Here is an 18371-nt window from a genome sequence, read left to right as displayed (position 1 = left end):
GGAGGTCAGGGCCTCCGCGGCCGCCGGCGGTTCGCCTCCGGCCGGGAGCTGGCCGGGGCTGCCGCTCCGCCGTGCACAAACGGGGACAGACACCGCGGAGCGGCAGCGAACCGAGTCTCGGGAGGACCCGGACGAGCCGCGGAGGCGTGGGATTCCCCGGCGGCTCACGGGCGGGTACGGAGCGCGCCCGCATCGGGTTCACCGTTTGTCCGATCGTGAGCATCGGGCGGAGGCGCCCGGGGACCGCCGCCCGCCGATGGATTGCCTCCGCCCGGCCTCCTTGTCAGGCTGTCCCCATGCCCACCACCTCCCTGTCCGAGCTGGTCGAAGAGCTGCTCGACGGCTGCCGTCCGCTCCCCATCGTCTCCGCCGGTCTCCCCGTCCTGCGGGAAGCGGCCCTCCCCTACGACGGCCAGCTGCCCGACGCCCAGTTGGACCGGCTGCTGCGGGCGATGCGCGAGACGATGCACAACGCCCCCGGGGTGGGGCTGGCCGCTCCGCAGATCGGCGTGCCGCTGCGGCTCGCGGTGATCGAGGACCCGGCCGAGGTGGCGGCCGAGGTGCGCGAGGCGCGCGGCCGGGTGCCGCAGCCGTACCGGGTGCTGGTGAATCCGTCGTACGAACCGGTCGGCGACGCCCGGGCCGCGTTCTTCGAGGGGTGTCTGAGCGTCCCCGGCTGGCAGGCCGTGGTCAGCAGGCCCGAGCGGGTCCGGCTGCGCGGGCAGGACGAGACGGGGCGCGAGCTGGACGAGGAGTTCACCGGATGGCCCGCCCGGATCGTCCAGCACGAGACGGATCATCTGGACGGGGTGCTCTATCTGGATCTGGCCGAAACTCGCTCCCTCTCGTCCGCACAGGCCGTCGCCGACCACTGGTCGCAGCCCACCCCGACCGCCGCGGCCCGGGCACTCGGCTTCCCGCTCCCCGGGGATCGCGGGGCCCGGGGGCCACACGGCGCTCCATAACACCCCGCCGTTCGACCTGCGGCATGTTTTCGTCATCGGCTGGCAGTCGTCGAATCACCACGCGGACACTGTGCCGTTCGGAGCCGGAGCAAGAGTGGTGTCGTCACCGCTCCTGACGGTCCCCTGAACGGAGAACAGGAATGTCCGTGCTCACGACGTCCCCGGCTGCGGCCTCCACGAGCTCGTACGTCACCTCCATCGCCCATACCGAGGAGCAGATCCACGCCGCGCAGCGACTGCGCTACCAGGTGTTCGGCGAAGAACGGGGCGGGGTGCTCACCTCACCCTTCCCGGGCCGTGACGTGGACGAGTTCGACGACGTCATGGACCACCTGATCGTCACGGACACCGCGACGGACACCGTGGTCGGCACCTACCGGCTGCTGCCCCCGGGGCGCAGCGAGCGGCTCTACTCCGACACCGAATTCGATCTGCGGGGGCTTCCCGAGGACGTGCGCTCCTCGATGGTCGAGGCGGGCCGGGCCTGTGTGCACCCCGATCACCGCTCCGGCGCGGTCATCAACCTGATGTGGGCCGGTCTCGCCCGCTACGTCCTGCTGTCCGGCCACCGCTACCTCGCGGGATGCGCCTCGGTCCCGCTCGGCGACGGCGAGCAGGCCGCGTCGAACGCCTGGCTGCTGGGCACCACCAAGCACGCCGCCCCGCCCGAGCTGCGGGTCCACCCGCTCGACCCGTGGGTTCCGACGCAGACGCTGGACGCCCGCCCCAGCTACGCCGAACTGCCGCCGCTGCTCCGCGGCTATCTGCGGGTCGGCGCCTGGATGTGCGGCTCCCCGCAGCACGACCGGAGCTTCAACGACGCCGACTTCTTCGTCCTGCTGGACACGGAGCGGATGAACGACCGCTACCGCCGCTACTTCCTCGGCGAGTCCCGGTGACCGTGCCGGTGAGCGTCAACGCGAACCTTCCGGCGCACGCGTGGGCGGCCTGGTCGCCGTGCTCCCCCAGCTGTGTGTCACACGCCGCGGACCGGCTGCCCGCCACCCGGATCGCCCGCCGTTACGCGGCGTTCAGCCGGGCGATCATGAGCGCGCTGATCCGGGGCGAACGCATCGGCGACCCGGAAGCGCTGCGCTCGACCGCCGCGGCGATGCTGGACGCGCTGGACATCCGGCTCGAGGTGGCGGGCGGCCGCACGCTCAGCGCCCCGGGCCGCACCGGCACCCTGGTGGTGGCGAACCACATCTCCTGGCTCGACATCATCGCGCTGCTCGCCGTCGAGCCGGTGGTCATGCTGGCCAAGCGGGAGGTGGGCACCTGGCCGGTGGTCGGCCCGCTGGCGAAGCGGGCGGGCACGATGTTCATCGACCGCGGCTCCCTGCGCCAACTGCCCGGCAGCGTCCGGGAGATGGCCGATCGGCTGCGCTCCGGCCAGTCGGTGATGGTCTTCCCGCAGGGCGTCACCTGGTGCGCCGGGACGGGCGGCAGCTTCCGGCGGGCCACCTTCCAGGCGGCGCTCGACGCGGGCGCCCCGGTGCGGCCGGTGTCGCTGGACTACGTCCAGCACGGCGCACCGACCACGGTGGCCGCCTTCGTCGGCGAGGACGACTTCGGGACCTCGCTGCGCCGCGTGGCCAGCGCCACCGGGCTCACGGTGCGGGTGCACACGCACCCGCCGCTGCCGCCCGCGCGCGGGATCGACGACCGGCGCACCCTGGCCGCCCGGGCGCAGGCGACGGTGTGCGGTACGCAGCTGACGGCTCACGGCTGACGGATGACAGCCGACGGCTGAGGGCTGACGGATGACAGCTGAGGGCTGACGGCTGTCAACTGACATGCGACAAGGAGCAGATGACAGCTGACAGATGACGTACGGTGTCAGCCACACTGCGGACACCGTACGTCCCCGGCGCTAGTTCCGCTCCGCGCCGCCGCCGTCACCACCGGTGTGCGGGATCCGCCCGGCCGGGATCACGCCGAGCCGTCCGCTCTGGAAATCCTCGACCGCCTGGGCGATCTCGGCCTTGGTGTTCATCACGAACGGGCCGTAGTGCGCGACGGGCTCGCGGATCGGCCGACCGCCGAGGATCAGCACGTCGAGGTTGGGGGTGCGGCTGTCCGGGCGCTCGGTGGCGGCGACGCTCAGGGAGCCGCCCTGACCGAAGACGGCCAACTCGTGCGCATCCAACGGGCGCTGTTCGGCGCCGACCGTGCCGCGTCCGGACAGGGAGTAGACGAGCGCGTTGAAGTCGGGGTGCCAGGGCAGATCGAGCCGGGCGCCCGGGCCGAGGGTGGCGTGGATCATGGTGATCGGGGTGAAGGTGCCGCCCGGCCCCCGGTGCCCGGCCACCTCTCCGGCGATGACGCGCACCAGCGCCCCGCCGTCCGGCGAGGAGAGCAGCGCGGCCTGCGGGCCCTCGATGGACTGGTACTGCGGCGGGTTCCACTTGTTGGCGCGGGGCAGGTTCACCCACAGCTGGATGCCGTGAAAGAGGCCGCCGGAGACCACCAGGTGCTCCGGGGGCGTCTCGATGTGCAGGATGCCGCCACCGGCGGTCATCCACTGGGTGGCGCCGTCGGCGATCAGCCCTCCGCCGCCGTTGGAGTCCTGGTGCTCCATCTGGCCGTCGATGATGTAGGTGACGGTCTCGAAGCCGCGGTGCGGGTGCCACGGGGTGCCCTTGGGCTCGCCCGGGGCGTACTCCACCTCGCCCATCTGATCCATGTGGATGAACGGGTCGAGATCGCGCAGCGAGGCCCCGGCGAAGGCCCGGTGGACCGGGAAGCCCTCCCCCTCGAAGCCCCGCGGTGCGCCGGTCACCGAGCGGACCGGGCGCGGCGGGGCGGTCTGCGGGTCGGGCACGGGGACGTGGGGCAGCTGCACGGTGCTCTCGACGGTCACGGCGGGCATGACGCTCTCCTCCCTACGGGTGCTCAGCGGTCGGTCGGCCACCGATGTCTGGTTGAACGCTAAACCATCTCGATGCATTCCCGCACACCGCGCCGCATCACGCCACGCCGCCGCGCCCCCGGTAACGCGTCAGGCCGCGCTCTTCACGGACTGCGACCGGATCAGCCCGTCCGCCATCGGCTCGCCGCTCTTGCGGGCCTTCCCGGTGCGCAGGTAGTAGATCGCCCCGGCCACGGCCAGGCCGAAGACCCAGGAGAACGGGGCGACGTCCTTGAACGCCTTCGCCAGGGCGAGGACCGCGGCGACGGCCGCCGCGGGGACGAAGGCGATGATCGCCTCCGGGTTGAAGCCCTTGCGGTAGTGGTACTCCCCCGCCTCGTCGGCGGAGAAGAGCGCGTCGATGTCGATGTGCCCGCGCCGTACGAAGTAGTAGTCGACGAGCAGGATCGCGACCAGCGGGCCGAGGAAGGCGCCGAGGGCGCCCAGGAAGTACTGGATGACGACGGGGTTGGAGTAGAGCTTCCACGGCATGACGACGACCGCGAGGACCGCCGTGAGCATGCCGCCGCGCTTGAAGTTCAGGTACTTGGGGGCGAGGTTGGCGAAGTCGTACGCGGGGGACACGAAGTTGGCGACGACGTTGATGCCCACGGTGGCGATGACGAAGGAGATCGCGCCGACGATCGTGACCACCGGGTTGTCGATCTTCGCGATGACCTGCACCGGGTCGGAGATCGCCTCCCCGAACACGGAGATGGTGCCCGCCGTCATCAGCACCGAGACGAGGGCGAAGGCGGTGAAGTTCACCGGCAGCCCCAGCAGGTTGCCGCGCCGGTAGGAGCGGTGGTCGGGGGTGAAGCGGGCGAAGTCGGCGTAGTTCAGCACCAGGGTGAGGAAGGTGGCCACCGTCAGGCTGACCGCGATCAGGCTCTGGTGCAGTTGCTCGCCCCCGCTGAGGCCGGTGAGGCTCGCGGTGAGCGAGATGTCGCCGCCCGCCTTGACCACCAGCCAGAGGGCGAGCGCCAGCATGACCAGCCAGACGACCGGGCCGGTCGCGAAGTCCTGCACCTTGCGGATGAATTCCATGCCGCGCGTGAGCAGCACCGCCTGAAGCGCCCACATCAGAAGGAAGGCGATCCAGCCGAGCGTGGAGAGGCCGAGGAAGGAGTTGTGGTCGTACGCGGCGAGGCCGGGGGCGACCTGGATACCCAGCAGCACGACGGCCTCGGAGGCCAGCCAGGTCTGGATGCCGTACCAGGCGACGGCCATCACCGCCCGTATCAGCGCGGGGATGTTGGCCCCGTACACACCCCAGCTCGCACGGGCCAGGACCGGGAAGGGGACGCCGGTGCGGTGGCCCGCGTGCCCCATGCGGTTCATGAACCAGTGGACGATCGAGATGCCGGCCAGCAGGGAGAGGAAGACCTGCCAGGTGGGCAGGCCGAGGACGAAGAGGCTGGCGGCGAAGGCGTAGTTGCTGATCGCGTGGGTGTCGGACATCCACAGCGCGAAGATGCTGTACGTGCCCCACTTGCGCTCTGCCGCGGGGGCGAGGTCTTCGTTGTAGAGGCGGGGGTCGGGCCGGGCGGGCCCTGGCGTCGGTGAGGTCATCGGGCGCTCCGGGGGACGAGCGGGAGTTCTTCGTCGGGCGGTTCACCGAGGGTGGTGTGCCGCGATTTCGGGGACGTTGCGGATCCGGGTCGGGAGGATCACCTCGGCGCCGTCCTCCTCACACGCTCCGGGAAGGCGGAAACTACTTTCCGTAATCCGGAAGTCGTTTTTTGATGGCCAGAACATACCTGCTGGACGTCAGGTGTCAATGGGTACGGCGCACTGAACAACCGCTTCCGCTCGCCCGTACCCCTGGGCGTGAGGTACGCAGGGGTGTGCGCACGCCCCGGCCGAACCAGAACGAGAGGGAGCCTGATGGAAGCTTCACCCCACCCGGTCAGAACGCGGCGCCGCCCCGGTCGGCGCATCGCTCCGGTGCTGGCGGTGGCGAGCGTGCTGCTGGCCGCCGGCTGCGGCGACGGCGGCGGTTCGACGGACGCCAGGACGGGCGGCAAGGGTGGCAAGAGTGCGACGGCGGGGCCGGGCGGCGAGGCGAGCGCCGCGCCCAAACCCGCGCGGGTGGAACAGCTGGCGAAGTCCGCGGGCTGCAAGCCGGACTTCACCACCGAGGTGGACGACTACCGGCAGGCGGTCTGCCGCAACTCCAAGGGGAAATTCCTCTTCCTCGACTTCATCAGCATGAAGGCGCAGCGCGACTGGCTGGAGACCGCGCAGATGTATGGCGGTGTCTATCTGGTCGGCAACCGCTGGGCACTGTCGTCGTCGCCGACGAAGAACATGAAGACGTTCCGGAGCGAGTTCGGCGGCACCATCGAGGAGAACGGCGCGTTCGGCTCCTCACCGGGTGCCGCGTCTTCACCGGGGGCGGCGTCCTCACCGGGTGCGGGCTGATCCGCCGCCCGCACCCGGCCCGCGTAGGTCACACGGCGGCGAGGGCCCGGAGCGTCGCCGCCTCCCGCGGCAGCAGCCGCTCGTCGTCCCCGGGGACGAATTCCAGCAACACGTCCAGGGGCGCGGCGCCCTCGGTGCTCAGCCGCTCGAACGCACGGCGCCACAGCGGGGCCCGCGCGGTCAGCGGCAGCCGGGTGGTGCCGGGCCACCAGGAGAAGGCGTGGACGGCGGCGACCCGGCCACCGAGCACATCGAGCCCGGTCAGCGCCTCCGCGTCGGGCAGGTCGACCGGCGGCTGCCAGTACGTGCGCACCTCGGCGCGGTCCACCTCGTCGAGCAGGCGGAGGGTGTGCGCGGCGCCGTCGGTGAGCGTGTTGCGGTGGAACTCGTAGGCGAGCTCCACACCCGCGTCCGCCGCGAGCGCCGCGGCGCGCCGGGTGTCCTCGACCACCGCCCGGCGCCGTTCGGGCGGTGTCGCGTCGGTGCCCGTGACGCCTGCCCAGATCCGCACCCGGGGCGCCCCGAGGGCCACGGCCGAGCGCAGCACGGCGTCGAACTCCCCCGGGTCGGTGTGCCCGGCGCGGTAGTACGAGCCGTACGAGGCGACGGCGAGCCCCGCGTCCAGGGTGGCCGCGCGCACCGCCCGGGCGGCGGCCTCGTCGCCCGGGGGCACATGGACGTCGCCACCCCATTCGACGCACTCCAGGCCCGCACCGGCCACGGCGGAGATCACCGCGGCCGGGTCGAGGTGGCGAAGGGTGACCGAGCAGATGCCCAGCCGGCTCACGCGGTCTCCTCCCTCACGGTGGGGACGCTGTCCGCGCCCCCGTCGCCGAAGTCCACGACGGTACGAGTGCCGTCGGGCCAGCGCACGGTGACGGTGTGTCCGCTGACGTCGACCGCGGCGAGCCCGGTGAGCGGGGCCGGTCCGGGGTCGCCGGTGAGCGAGGCGAGCGCGGCGAAGAGGGTGCCGGACGGGTCCTCGCCGACGGTGCCGGTCAGTTCGGGGACCAGGGCCCAGGTCCCGTACGCGGTGCCCCGGGGCGCCCGTACCGTACGGGAGGTGTCCCAGCCGTGCAGGCCGAGGAGCTGGCCGGTGACCTCCGCCCCGGCGAGCGACACTTCGGGTGCCCCGTCGGTGGCGTCGGTCTCGGTGGCCGTGCCCGGGGGCAGCGCGACGGCCCAGCCGGTGTGGTGGACGGTGGTCCCGGCCGGGATGTTCACGGTGCGGTGGACCCGCAGTTCGAGCCTGCCGCGCACCAGGGTCAGGCTGTCCAGGCGCGCCGCGGGCAGGACGGGGCCGCCGGGCGGGAAGAGCGGGGTGTGGGAGGAGGCCAGCCAGTCGGGGCCCGCGGCGAGCGGCTCGATGCGCAGCCGGTCGCTGCGCACGCCGCGCACCTGGAGGGCGATGTGGTTGTCGGGGATGTTGTCGGCGCTGGTGGGGCCGGTGCGGGTGGAGTAGGCGAGCCGCCCGTAGAGGGGTTCGGCGGGTGGCCGCTCCGCCTCCCAGGGGCGCACCTTGCAGCTGCCGTGGTTGTGCAGCCGCACCAGGCCGTCGCTCGCGGTGGTCTGGACGAGCAGCCCGGGGGCGGGCAGCGCGAGCGCCCGGTCGGGCCCTTCGACGGGGGCGGGCTCCTCGGGGGCGGTCCACACGGGGTGGTCGGCCGGGAGCAGCAGGCCGAGGAAGCCCTTCGACGCCCAGTAGGGCGAGGCGGGTCCGGAGTAGCGCTGCACGGTCGGGGCGTGCGGCCCGTACCAGCCGAGGCCGAGGATGCCGTCCGCGCTGAGGGCGCCGCGGTCGAGGAAGTGGCGGAGCGCGCCGCTGAGCAGGCGGCGGGTGGTGCCGGGTGCGAGCGGGGTGTGGCCGGTGAGCGCGCCGAGCGCCACGGCGGCTCCGGCGGCGAAGCGGTAGGTGAGGGAGCGCCCGTGGTGGATGGGCGCGCCGTTCGCGTCGAAGAGCAGCGCGAAGCCGTCGAGGAACTCCTCGAGGCGGGGGCCGAGGCGGTCCAGGAGGGCGCGGTCCTCGGCGAGATGGGCGTGCAGCAGCGGATACATGTGCAGCGCCCAGCCGTTGTAGTGGTCGAAGGCGCGCCCGTCGCCGTCGGAGTACCAGCCCTGCCCCTGGTACCAGCCGTCCAGCAGGCCGAGTGGGCGGTCGATGGCGCGGGCCGTTTCGGCGTCGCCGCGTCCGACGGATTCGAGGAAGCCGGCGACGGTGAGCTGGAAGAGGTACCAGTTGTTGGGAGCGGGCGCGTGGCGCAGCGCGCCGCGCAGCCACTCCTCGGTGCGGTCCCGGGCGTCGGGGGTCAGCGCGTCCCAGGTCCAGGGCGCGGTCAGGCGCAGCCCGAGCGCGATGGAGGCGGACTCCACCATGGGCTGCCCCTGCACCCCGTGGTGTCCGATGAGCGGCCAGGACTCGGCGTCGTCCCGCCCGGGGGTGCGGGTGCCGTGGTCGATCCCCTCGGTGTAGCGCTCCAGGAAGCCGTTCGGGTCCTTGCCGTAGGCTCCGGCGCCGCGGAGCGCGGCGAGCAGGAAGGTGCGGGCGAACCCTTCGAGCCCGTCGGAGCGGACACCGGACTGGGACGGCGGCCCCGGCAGGTCGAGCAGCGCGTGGTGGGGGGTGGCGAAGCGGAGCGCGGCCCGCAGCAGTCCGTCGGCGGTGGCTTCCCAGTGGGCGCGGGTGTATCCGGTGTGCGGGCTGAGGGAGCGATCGTCTTCGGGGAGGTCGAGTACGAACATGTGGGGGTGGGTCTCCTTGTCCGGGGCGGCCGTACAGAGGGGCTAGGCGGAGCGGTCCAGCCGTTCGTGGCGGACGGGGTGGGCGAAGTCCCGTCCGGCCACGTAGTTTTCGACCTCGCCGATCGCGAGGTCGGCCAGCCGCCGCAGCTCACCGCTCTTCGATCCGGCGATGTGCGGGGTGAGGAGCACGTTGTCGCAGGTGTACAGCGGCGACTCGGCCGGCAGGACCTCCGGCACGGTGACGTCGAGGACGGCGTGGAGGCGTCCCGCCACCACCTCGTCGGTCAGCGCCGCCTGGTCCAGCACCGCCCCCCGCGCGGTGTTGATCAGGGTGGCGCCGTCCGGCATGGCGGCCAGCAGCTCCCGGCCGACCAGGCCGCGGGTGGCGGGCAGCAGGGGGGTGTGCACGCTGACGATGTCGCTGGTGGCGAACAGCTCCCGCAGGCCCACCTGCCGTACGCCCAGCTCCCGGGCGTCCTGCGCCGTGACGTACGGGTCGTACAGCTGGACGTCGAGGTCGTAGGGCTCCAGCAGGGCGATCACCCGGCGGCCGATTTCCGAGGCACTGAGGATGCCGACCGTTCTGCGGTAGTTGCCCGCGTCCGGGTAGCGGCCGCTCCAGTCGATGGCGCGCCGTTCGGTGCGGTAGTCGCGGGCCATGGCGAGGACGCGCTTGTTGGAGAGCAGGATCATGGCGAGGGTGTACTCGGCGACGGGTACGGCGTTGGCCGCGGCCGCCGAGGAGACCGCGATGCCGCGCTCCCAGCAGGCGTCGGTGATGTGGTGGCGTACCGTCCCGGCGGTGTGGACGACGGCGCGGAGCCGGGGCGCGGCGTCCAGGGCACGGTCGTCGAGGGGCGGGCAGCCCCAGCCGGTGACGAGGAGTTCGGCGTCGGCGAGGGCGCGGCGCGCGGCGGGGGTGGTGAAGTCGTCGAGGACGAGCTGCGGATCGAGGTCGAGGAGTGCGGTGAGCCGGTCCAGCGCGCCGGAGCCGAGCACCTGGCGGGCGGTGCGCGCCGCCATGGCCAGGGCGGCGCGCGGGCGGGGACGGGACGGCGGCTGCGATGCGATCACTTGACACTCCCTGCGGTCAGTCCGGACTTCCAGTAGCGCTGGAGCATCACGAACGCGACGATCAGCGGTACGACGGCGAGCAGCGAGCCGATGACGACCAGCGGGTAGTACTCGGGCGACACGGTGGCGGAGCTGTTCCAGGTGTAGAGGCCGAGGCTGAGCGGATACAGATGCTGGTCGGAGAGCATCACCATGGGAAGGAAGAAGTTGTTCCAGATGGCCGTGAGCTGGAACAGGAAGACGGTGACGAAGCCGGGGCCGAGCATGCGCAGGCTGACGCGCACATAGGTCTGGAGTTCACCCGCGCCGTCGACCCGGGACGCCTCCAGCACCTCGTTCGGTACGTAGCCGCTGCTGAGCAGGCGGGCGAGGTAGACGCCGAACGGGTTGAAGAGGACGGGGATGAAGACCGCCCAGAAGGTGTTCACCATGCCGACGCCGGAGGCCACCAGGTAGAGCGGCAGGGCGAGGACGGTGGGCGGCACCATGACGCCGGTGAGCACGAGGGCGAACAGCTTCTCCTTGTGCCGGAACTCGTACTTGTCGAACGCGTAGCCCGCGGCCACGCTGATCAGCGAGCCGGTCAGGGCGCCGACGACCGCGTACAGCAGGCTGTTGACGTACCACTCGCCGTACAGCCCGCCATCCATGGAGAACAGGTCGGAGAGGTTGCTGGCGAAGGAGAAGTTGCCGAAGGAGAGGATGTCGCTGCCGAAGAGGGCGTCGGCGTTCTTGGTGGACGCCAGCAGCAGCCACAGGGCGGGCAGCATGGTGTAGAGCGCCGCGATCAGGACGACGGCGTTGGCCACACCGCGGCTGGTCAGCCGGGACCGGACACCGGATCCGGGGGTGGTGCGCAGGGTGCTGTTCGGCGTGGTGGTGGTCATCGCGCGCTCCGTTCCCGGCGGCCCGACCAGCGCGTCACGGCGTACGACAGGGCGCAGGTGACGATCAGGAGGATGACCGAGGCCGCGGAGGCGAGTCCGTAGTTGTTGCGGCGGAAGGCCGCGTCGTAGATGTACATGTTCGGGGTGAAGCGGGAGTTGACCATCGGGGTGGCCTGGTTCATCAGCATGGGCTCGGTGAACAGCTGGAGCGCGCCGATCAGGGAGAACATGCACACCATCACCAGGGAGCCGCGGATGATGGGCACCTTGACCTGGAGCGCGGTGCGGATACCGCCCGCGCCGTCGATGGTCGCGGCCTCGATCACCTCGCGCGGCAGCGCCTGGAGCGCGGCATAGAAGATGATCATGTTGTAGCCGAGTCCGCTCCACAGGGCGATGTTGACGATCGACGGGAGCACGGTGTGCAGGCCGAGGAAGTCGATGGTGATGTCGGCCTGGGCGAAGACCTTGATGATCGGGCTGAGCCCGGGGGTGTAGAGGTACAGCCAGAGGACGGCCGCGATGATGCCGGGCACGGCGTGCGGCAAGTAGAGCAGCATCTGCGCGGTCCGCCGCAGCCGGACCAGGCCCGAGTCCAGCAGCAGGGCGATCGCGAGGGCGCTGAGGACCACGAGCGGAACGAAGATCACGCAGTACAGGGCGATGGTGCCGAACCCGGTGAGGAAGCTCGGGTCCTGGAGCACCGCGAGATAGCTGCGCAGTCCGGTGAAGACGGTACGCCCGCCGCCGAAGCCGAGCCCCTCGTGGTCCTCGCCGAAGAAGCTGAGGTAGATGGCGTACCCGACGGGGACCAGGAACACGGCCACGAGCAGGGCCGTGAAGGGGGTCAGCAGCACGGCGGCGGCGATCCGCTGCTGGCGCCGGCCGGTTCTGGAGGGCGGTTCGGCGGCGGCCGCCGGTGGCGGCGCCGTCCGTTTCGAGGAGATGACGGTACTCACGGGATACCTCGGCTCACGGTGAAAGAGGAAGCCGGCTCGGCGAGACGCGGCGGAGGTGACGGGGCTCAGCGGGTGGTGACCGACAGGCCGAGGCTCTTCAGGTCGGGCATCGTCCGGCTCTGGGCATCGCGCAGGGCTTCCAGGACACTGCCGCTCCCGGCACCGGCCTTGGCGAGCCCGTCGTCACCGGAGGTGGTCGTCGACACCATCCGCGGTCCCCACTGCCAGGTGGGGGCGATCAGCTTGGCCTGCTCATCGAAGAGGCCGAAGATGTCCTGGCCGGAGAAGTAGCTGGTGTCCATCTCCTTGCGGGCGACCGGGACCAGGCCGGGCACGGACGGGAAGGCGCTGCTGACACCGCTGGCGAGCTTGGCACGCAGGGCGTCGGGGCTGGTCACCATCCAGGAGATGAACTCCATGGCCTCCTTGGGATGGTTGCTGTCCTTCGTGACCATGAACGTCGAGCCGCCCTGGGTGCTCACCTTCGGCTTGGCCGCGTCCCACTGCGGCACCGGCGCGATGGCCCACTTACCCTTGCCGTCGGGGGTGGACGCCATCATCGAGCCCGCGGCCCAGGCGCCCGCCAGATAACCGGCCGTCTCACCGCTGCGCAGATGGGCCCGCCACTGCTGGCTGGACCCGGGCTCCACGCGCACCAGGTCGTCGTCCTTCAGGCCCTGCCAGTAGTCCGCGACCTTGCGGGTGGGGGCGTCGTCCATGGACACGCGCCAGGTGTCGCCGGAGGTGTCGTACCACGTGGCCCCGGCCTGCCAGGCGTACGCGGCCATGTACAGGGTGCCGCCGGTGGTGAAGAGGCTGGCGATGCGGGAACGGGGCGCCTTCTTCTTGAGCTTGCGGGCCGAACTCTCGAACTCCGCCCAGGTCTTGGGGACCGCGATGTGGTTCTTGGCGAAGATGTCCTTGCGGTACAGGAAGACCATCGGCTCGATGTCCACCGGCACGGCGTAGGTGCGCCCGTCGAAGGTGGTGAGGTCCAGCGCCTGCGGCAGGATCTTGCGGCGCACCGAGTCGGGCAGCAGCTTGCTGATGTCCCGGGGCACCCCGTCGATCGTGAAGCCGGGCAGCTGGGGGTATTCGATGGTGGCCACATCGGGGGCGTTGCCCGCTCGGGCGGCGTTGCTGAGCTTGGCCCAGCCGCCCTGCTCCCCCGAGGGGACCTGCGCGAAGTCGACCTTGATGTTGGTGTGGGTGCGGTTGAACTCGTCCACCACCTCCTGACTGCCGCGCAGCGCGGACCAGAAGGTGAGGCGGACGGGGCCGTCCTTGGCGGTGTCCGCTCCGCCGCCGCCGGAGCAACCGGTCAGCAGGAGGGCGAGCAGTGTGAGCAGTGCCGTTGTTCCGGCTGTCGCACGGCGTCCGGTAGCCGGGCGTCCTGGGCGTCTGTGACCAGGCATGGACCCTCCCCTGTTCGCGGTGGAGCGGTGGAGTCAGGGGGAATCCTGATCGCTTGACGGAAATACCGTCAATACATCGAACAGAAGAAACCAAAGCGGTCAAACGATCGGACGCTCGGATCAGGCGAGCGGGACCGTCGAATCCCGGGCCACCAGACCGGGCAGCAGCTCCAGGTGGCGGGCGGCGCCCGGCCACCGGCCCTCCCGGGCGTGGTCGAGCTGCCGGAGCAGCAGCCCGAGGGCGGCCCTGCCCACCTCCGCCTTCGGCGGGGCGACGGCCGTCAGCGCGATCTGGCCCATGTCGGCCACCACGTCGTTGTACGCGACCACCGAGCAGTCCCGCGGCACCTCGACCCCGGCCTCCCGCAGCCGCTGGACCAGCACCAGCGCTTCCATGTCGCCATGGATCAGCGCCGCGGTGGCCCCGGCCCCGCGCAGCGTCTCCGCCAGGTCGGCCGCCCGCGCATCGTCGGCACGCGGATCGGGGCCCGCGGTGCGCGAGCTGAGGATGGTCGGGCAGCCCTCGGCGATGCCCCGGGCCGCCGTCTGCTCGGCGAACTCCGACCGGATCACCCTGGCTGTCGGGCTGTCGTCGCGCGCGGCCAGCACGATGCGCCGGTGGCCGAGGGAGGTCAGATGCCCCAGCGCCAGATACACCCCGTACGCGTGGTCCGAGCGCACACAGTCCAGCTCGTACAGGGAGCTGCCGCGCTCGGGGCGGCGCTCCATCAGCACCACGGGGACGTCCAGGGCGCGCAGCCAGGAATGATCCCGCGCCGCCTCGGCCGACGTGCGCCAGTGCGGCGAGAGCACCAGGCCGCGCGCGCCCGCCTCCAGCGCCGAGCGCACCGCGGTGCGCTCGGCGTCGGGCTCGTCGGCCGCGATGTGCAGCGCGAGCCGCAGCCCCGCCTTCTCGGCGACCTCCCGGGCCGCCTGCACGGCTTCGGTCAGATAAGTGTTGCGCTCCGGGATCACCATGCCGACGGTGTCGCCGGTCGCGGTGGATTCCGGGGCCCTCGGCTGGAGCGAGCGGGCCACCCCGTGACCGCGGCGTACCTCGCCGCGGCGGGCCAGCTCCTCGACGTCCCGCCGTACGGTGACGACGGAAACCCCCAGCTCATCCGCGAGATCGGTGATCCGCGCGATGCCCCGAGCCTCCACCAGGTCCGTGATCCGCGCCTGTCGCTTCCGCGCCGACTCCCGCATGTCCTACCGCCCGTCTCGCCGGACGCGTACGGCCGGACTGTGCGTCGACGCGATCGGCTTTTCGTTATCCGCTGAACACCGCCATAGTAGCGATCATTCGATCAGGGGCAGCGGGGCGTCGTCACACGCCGGGCGGGAAGCCGTCGGGGAAGCCGTCAGGGGGGAAGCGGCGCATCAGCCACTCGGCCTGCACCTCCAGGACACGCTGCTTGCGCCGGCCGGCGCGGACCCTCACGATCAGCGCCACTTCCAGGAAGACGAAGAAGGCGATCGGCACCAGCAGCACCGGCTTGCCGGTGAGTACCAGCTGCACCACCAGCCAGATGGCGACGAACGGCACGACCGCCATGGCCGGGACCAGCTTGACCGGGCTGCGCTCCCGCTCGATCATCTCGGCGTGGTTCCGGGCGGCCCGGGCGCTGCGGTCGTGGAAGGCCGGATGCCGGGCGGCCACCTCGAAGGGGGTGCCGGGCGGCACCGCCTCCCGCTGCGCCCCGGCGTCGTGGTCCGGTACGAAGACGCGGTAGCGGAGCGACTTGGAGCCCCGGGTGCGATGGTGGCGGTAGCCGTACGCGGTGGCCAACTGGATCGCCTGGTCGGGGCGGAGTTCGGTGGTGGAGATGTCCACTTCGGGCCGCCCGTCGAAGAGATGGACGTAGTGGCCGGGCAACTCGCGCCGCGCCTGGGCCATCCGCTTCGACAACGTCCCTCGCACCGCGGCCACGTCCCACCTCTTGTTGCACCCTGCACGACCGGCTGACCGGGCACACGCTACCTGCGCGGTGGTGGGGCCGTATCAGCAGGTCAGAGGTGGTCGAAAACCGCTCGGCATAGGGTCATACGTCAGGAAACCGACGATGATGGCCGGTCAGCGGGCGTCGGCGCGGGGAGACCTGGGCGCGGGGGCGTACGGCCTACGCGGCGTCGGGGCCGCCGGGCGGCCGCCCGGCCCGGCCCTCTCCCCTATAACGGCCCCGTCCCCTATAACGGCCCTGTCCCCTATACCGAGCCTCTCCCCACTGACGGTCCTCTCCTATAGAGAGGACAGAAGGAGAGGGGAGACGACCCGGGGCGGGACCCCCTTCGCCGTCACCGTCCGGCGGGAGACCCCGGCCACCCGGGAGCAGCCGGACCACCGCGGCGCCCGTCCCCTCCTCGGCGGGCTCGTGGGGCATGGGCTCCCGTCGCGTCGGGGTCCGGTCCCCGGCCAGTGACAGCACCGGCGGTTTCGGCGCAGAACGGTGTCCCGGGACGGTTCGCGAAACACGGGTCACCGGCGTCGGGTTCATCGCGGTCGCTCGCACGGCTTGGGCCCTTCCGGTCGTGGTGATGGCGGGGGGTTCTCCCTGCCATACGTACGGCCGCGCCGCCGTGCTCAATCCGCCGGAAAAAAATTTGAGCGACGCCGAAATCGGCATATCCGGGGGCGAATCCACGCCTCCAACGCGCGGGCGCGGAGGATACCAACGGGTAGAGATCTCTGTCCCGGCTTTATTCACTAGTGATGAGGTCTCCACGACCGTGCCACACCAGGCACTAGCGTCCGGTGTCACTCCGAAGCAAGGAGGGCGCTGTGCGATCAGCAAACCTGAGCAGATCCATCGCATCCAGCCGTACGATCGGCAGCGGGCTCATCATTGGTGCGCTCGCCGTTACGCTCGCGGCAATTCTCATCCCCGTGAGCCTGTTCAGCTCGAGCAGCGCCGCGGTACTGCCCAACGGTGTCTCGGACGATGGCGGCGGGACGGTCACCACCCAGTACGGACCGCTCACGCCGACCGATCGGGACTTCGTACGCAAGGTCAAGCTCGCCGGCCTCTGGGAACTCCCCTCCGGACGGATGGGCAAGGAACGCGGGACCTCGGAGGCCGTCAAGACCGCGGGCCAGCACCTCATCGACGGCCACACCGAACTCGACCGCCGTACGAACGAAGTCGCCCAGGCCTTGGGCGTCAGCCTGCCCACCCAGCCCAACGACCAGCAGCAGGGCTGGCTGAACGAGATGTCCCAGGCACCGAGCAGCGCAGAATTCGAGCGTTTGTTCGCGCAATTCCTGCGCAGTGCCCACGGGAAGGTGTTCAATCTGGTGGCGCAGGTTCGTGCCCAGAGCAAGAACTCCATGGTCAGGTCTCTGGCCACCAGGGCCAACACCATCGTTCTCGACCACATCACGGTCCTCGAGGACACCGGGCTTGTCGACTACGACGCCCTCTAACGACTAAGTGAAGTGATCTCATGAGGCAACAGACCCACAAGCGCGGGCGGTTCAAGAACAAAACGGTCGCCATCGTCGCCGCCCTGGCACTGGGCGGCGGCGGGGCCGCGATCATCACCGCCAACGCATCAGCAAGCGGGGACAACAACACCTCCGCTCAAGGTGGCGCCGTATCCGCCAAATCCGCCGGTGGCACGATCAGCTGCCCCGACGTGAGCCAGAAGCTGAGCGGCGATGTGCCGAAGGGTTCCCAGGCCCAGGTCGCCAAGGGCCTCGGCGAGCTGGACAACCAGGTGGCCACCGCCTACCAGCAGATGAACAAGGGCCAGGCCTCGGGCGACGAAGTCCTGACCAAGCTCAACGACCAGCGCCAGCAGACGCTCAGCCAGATGGGCCAGGCCATGGGCCAGGGCGGTGGGGAGAACTCCCAGCTCCAGGGCATGAGCGAATGCAAGATGCAGCAGGTCGCGCAGCAGGCGGGCCAGCAGGACGGCCAGCAGCAAGGCGGTGAACAGCAGCAGGGCGGCGACCAGCAGCAAGGCGGCGACCAGCAACAGGGCGGCGAGCAGCAGGGCGGCGACCAGGGCGGCCAGCAGCAGGGCGGCGAGGGCGCCAACGACGTGCCCGGCAACGCCGGCGGCCAGGCGGGCAACGGCCCCGCGCAGGACGACTTCGTCGACATCACCAAGGTGCAGCCGAACGCCGAGCAGGCCCCGCAGGCCAACGGCAACGGCTCGACCGGCACCTTCACCTCGGAGTGCGGCGTCGGCGAGGCGGGCCTGCGCAACAGCGACAACGTCATCGTCGCCCCCGGCGTGTCCAACGGCGCCCACCACATGCACGACTACGTGGGCAGCGACAAGAACGACGCCTTCGCCAACAACCAGACCTTCGAGCAGGGGGGCACCTCCTGCGCCAACCAGGACGACAAGTCGACGTACTACTGGCCGGTGGTCCGCCTCCAGGACGGCAAGGACGAGGCCGACGCCAACCAGCTCGGCGGTGGCCAGGAAGGCAACGTCGGCACGATCCTGACTCCCAAGGAGTCCAAGATCGAGTTCAAGGGCAACGCCCAGAGCAAGGTCGAGGCCATGCCGAAGTTTCTCCGGATCATCACCGGTGACGCCAAGGCCTTCACCAATGGCGATGCCAATGCCAACGCCTCCTGGAGCTGCTCCGGCTTCGAGGACCGTCAGCTGACGGACAAGTACCCGCTCTGCCCCGAGGGCAGCGACCTGCTGCGCACCTTCGACTTCCAGGGTTGCTGGGACGGCCAGAACATCGACAGCGCCAACCACCGTGACCACGTGGCCAACGCCAACGAGGACGGCTCCTGCCCGCAGGGCTTCAAGGCCATCCCCCAGCTGGTGAACACCATCAGCTACGAGAACCCGGGTGACACCCCGTTCGCGGTGGACGGTTTCCCCGAGCAGTTGCACAAGCCCATCACCGACCACGACGACTTCATCAACGTGATGTCGGATGAGCTCATGAAGAAGGCTGTGGACTGCATCAACAGCGGCCAGCAGTGCAAAAACTGATGACAGGTGATCACCTGGCGCGCGCCGGCCGCAAG

The 18371-nt window shown here is 70.9% G+C and carries 16 protein-coding genes; 6 read left to right on the top strand and 10 right to left on the bottom strand.

Annotated elements, in window-relative coordinates; genetic code table 11:
* The first annotated feature begins 296 nt into the window (after positions 1-296).
* The 3 genes from def (at position 297) to EEJ42_RS43420 (ending at position 2697) form a co-directional block, all read left to right on the top strand.
* Complete coding sequence (gene def, locus EEJ42_RS43430; protein WP_123107642.1) at positions 297-965, top strand: peptide deformylase; 669 nt, start codon at positions 297-299, stop codon at positions 963-965.
* Between the two features lie 140 nt (positions 966-1105).
* Positions 1106-1864: a GNAT family N-acetyltransferase gene (locus tag EEJ42_RS43425; RefSeq protein WP_123107641.1), complete on the top strand. Its 759-nt coding sequence runs from the start codon at positions 1106-1108 to the stop codon at positions 1862-1864.
* A gap of 74 nt (positions 1865-1938) precedes the next feature.
* On the top strand, positions 1939-2697 hold the full coding sequence (locus tag EEJ42_RS43420) for a lysophospholipid acyltransferase family protein (RefSeq protein WP_184503548.1): 759 nt from the start codon (positions 1939-1941) through the stop codon (positions 2695-2697).
* Positions 2698-2838: 141 nt separating this feature from the next.
* Here EEJ42_RS43420 and EEJ42_RS43415 read toward each other — a convergent pair whose 3' ends face one another.
* Both EEJ42_RS43415 and EEJ42_RS43410 read right to left on the bottom strand, forming a co-directional pair.
* On the bottom strand, positions 2839-3837 hold the full coding sequence (locus EEJ42_RS43415) for a pirin family protein (RefSeq protein ID WP_123107640.1): 999 nt from the start codon (positions 3835-3837) through the stop codon (positions 2839-2841).
* A gap of 129 nt (positions 3838-3966) precedes the next feature.
* Positions 3967-5448: an NCS1 family nucleobase:cation symporter-1 gene (locus tag EEJ42_RS43410; protein ID WP_123107639.1), complete on the bottom strand. Its 1482-nt coding sequence runs from the start codon at positions 5446-5448 to the stop codon at positions 3967-3969.
* A 315-nt stretch (positions 5449-5763) separates the two neighbouring features.
* Between EEJ42_RS43410 and EEJ42_RS43405 the strand changes: the two genes are divergently transcribed.
* Positions 5764-6300: a hypothetical protein gene (locus EEJ42_RS43405; protein ID WP_123107638.1), complete on the top strand. Its 537-nt coding sequence runs from the start codon at positions 5764-5766 to the stop codon at positions 6298-6300.
* Positions 6301-6328: 28 nt separating this feature from the next.
* On the opposite strand, the gene EEJ42_RS43400 is transcribed toward EEJ42_RS43405, so the two are convergent.
* The 8 genes from EEJ42_RS43400 to EEJ42_RS43365 form a co-directional block, all read right to left on the bottom strand.
* Positions 6329-7087 (bottom strand): sugar phosphate isomerase/epimerase family protein, encoded by a 759-nt coding sequence (locus EEJ42_RS43400; RefSeq protein ID WP_123107637.1) that lies wholly within the window; start codon positions 7085-7087, stop codon positions 6329-6331.
* Positions 7084-9039 (bottom strand): DUF2264 domain-containing protein, encoded by a 1956-nt coding sequence (locus EEJ42_RS43395; RefSeq protein WP_123107636.1) that lies wholly within the window; start codon positions 9037-9039, stop codon positions 7084-7086. Before EEJ42_RS43395 ends, EEJ42_RS43400 begins: the two co-directional genes overlap by 4 nt.
* Before the next feature lie 42 nt (positions 9040-9081).
* Positions 9082-10062, bottom strand: coding sequence for a hydroxyacid dehydrogenase (locus EEJ42_RS43390; RefSeq protein WP_123107644.1), 981 nt, complete (start codon positions 10060-10062; stop codon positions 9082-9084).
* A gap of 47 nt (positions 10063-10109) precedes the next feature.
* Positions 10110-11000, bottom strand: coding sequence for a carbohydrate ABC transporter permease (locus EEJ42_RS43385; RefSeq protein ID WP_184503547.1), 891 nt, complete (start codon positions 10998-11000; stop codon positions 10110-10112).
* The gene (locus EEJ42_RS43380) at positions 10997-11959 is read right to left on the bottom strand and encodes a carbohydrate ABC transporter permease (RefSeq protein ID WP_009712831.1); all 963 of its coding nucleotides are present in this window, start codon (positions 11957-11959) and stop codon (positions 10997-10999) included. The genes EEJ42_RS43385 and EEJ42_RS43380 overlap by 4 nt, the downstream gene beginning before the upstream one ends.
* A 65-nt stretch (positions 11960-12024) precedes the next feature.
* A complete protein-coding gene (locus EEJ42_RS43375) occupies positions 12025-13374 on the bottom strand; it encodes an ABC transporter substrate-binding protein (RefSeq protein ID WP_123107635.1) in 1350 nt (449 codons plus the stop codon).
* Positions 13375-13494: 120 nt separating this feature from the next.
* Positions 13495-14580 (bottom strand): LacI family DNA-binding transcriptional regulator, encoded by a 1086-nt coding sequence (locus EEJ42_RS43370; RefSeq protein ID WP_123107634.1) that lies wholly within the window; start codon positions 14578-14580, stop codon positions 13495-13497.
* A gap of 121 nt (positions 14581-14701) precedes the next feature.
* On the bottom strand, positions 14702-15304 hold the full coding sequence (locus EEJ42_RS43365; protein WP_123107633.1) for a hypothetical protein: 603 nt from the start codon (positions 15302-15304) through the stop codon (positions 14702-14704).
* A 954-nt stretch (positions 15305-16258) separates the two neighbouring features.
* Here EEJ42_RS43365 and EEJ42_RS43355 point away from each other — a divergent pair.
* Together EEJ42_RS43355 and EEJ42_RS43350 are read left to right on the top strand one after the other, a co-directional pair.
* On the top strand, positions 16259-16795 hold the full coding sequence (locus EEJ42_RS43355; RefSeq protein ID WP_306664808.1) for a DUF4142 domain-containing protein: 537 nt from the start codon (positions 16259-16261) through the stop codon (positions 16793-16795).
* A 20-nt stretch (positions 16796-16815) separates the two neighbouring features.
* Positions 16816-18336 (top strand): DUF1996 domain-containing protein, encoded by a 1521-nt coding sequence (locus EEJ42_RS43350; protein ID WP_123107630.1) that lies wholly within the window; start codon positions 16816-16818, stop codon positions 18334-18336.
* Positions 18337-18371 lie beyond the last annotated feature (35 nt).

The sequence above is a fragment of the Streptomyces botrytidirepellens genome, assembly GCF_003721215.1.
Taxonomy (GTDB): domain Bacteria; phylum Actinomycetota; class Actinomycetes; order Streptomycetales; family Streptomycetaceae; genus Streptomyces; species Streptomyces himastatinicus.
The sequence above is the reverse complement of the archived record's forward strand: the minus strand, read 5'-3'. Positions and strand labels throughout refer to the sequence as shown.

Bases quoted from the DNA above. Each gene is read 5' to 3' on its own strand.
- def (WP_123107642.1), top strand. From the start codon at position 297: ATGCCCACCACCTCCCTGTCCGAGCTGGTCGAAGAGCTGCTCGACGGC.
- EEJ42_RS43425 (WP_123107641.1), top strand. From the start codon at position 1,106: ATGTCCGTGCTCACGACGTCCCCGGCTGCGGCCTCCACGAGCTCGTAC.
- EEJ42_RS43415 (WP_123107640.1), bottom strand. From the start codon at position 3,837: ATGCCCGCCGTGACCGTCGAGAGCACCGTGCAGCTGCCCCACGTCCCC.
- EEJ42_RS43410 (WP_123107639.1), bottom strand. From the start codon at position 5,448: ATGACCTCACCGACGCCAGGGCCCGCCCGGCCCGACCCCCGCCTCTAC.
- EEJ42_RS43405 (WP_123107638.1), top strand. From the start codon at position 5,764: ATGGAAGCTTCACCCCACCCGGTCAGAACGCGGCGCCGCCCCGGTCGG.
- EEJ42_RS43395 (WP_123107636.1), bottom strand. From the start codon at position 9,039: ATGTTCGTACTCGACCTCCCCGAAGACGATCGCTCCCTCAGCCCGCAC.
- EEJ42_RS43390 (WP_123107644.1), bottom strand. From the start codon at position 10,062: ATGGCGGCGCGCACCGCCCGCCAGGTGCTCGGCTCCGGCGCGCTGGAC.
- EEJ42_RS43385 (WP_184503547.1), bottom strand. From the start codon at position 11,000: ATGACCACCACCACGCCGAACAGCACCCTGCGCACCACCCCCGGATCC.
- EEJ42_RS43375 (WP_123107635.1), bottom strand. From the start codon at position 13,374: ATGCCTGGTCACAGACGCCCAGGACGCCCGGCTACCGGACGCCGTGCG.
- EEJ42_RS43370 (WP_123107634.1), bottom strand. From the start codon at position 14,580: ATGCGGGAGTCGGCGCGGAAGCGACAGGCGCGGATCACGGACCTGGTG.
- EEJ42_RS43350 (WP_123107630.1), top strand. From the start codon at position 16,816: ATGAGGCAACAGACCCACAAGCGCGGGCGGTTCAAGAACAAAACGGTC.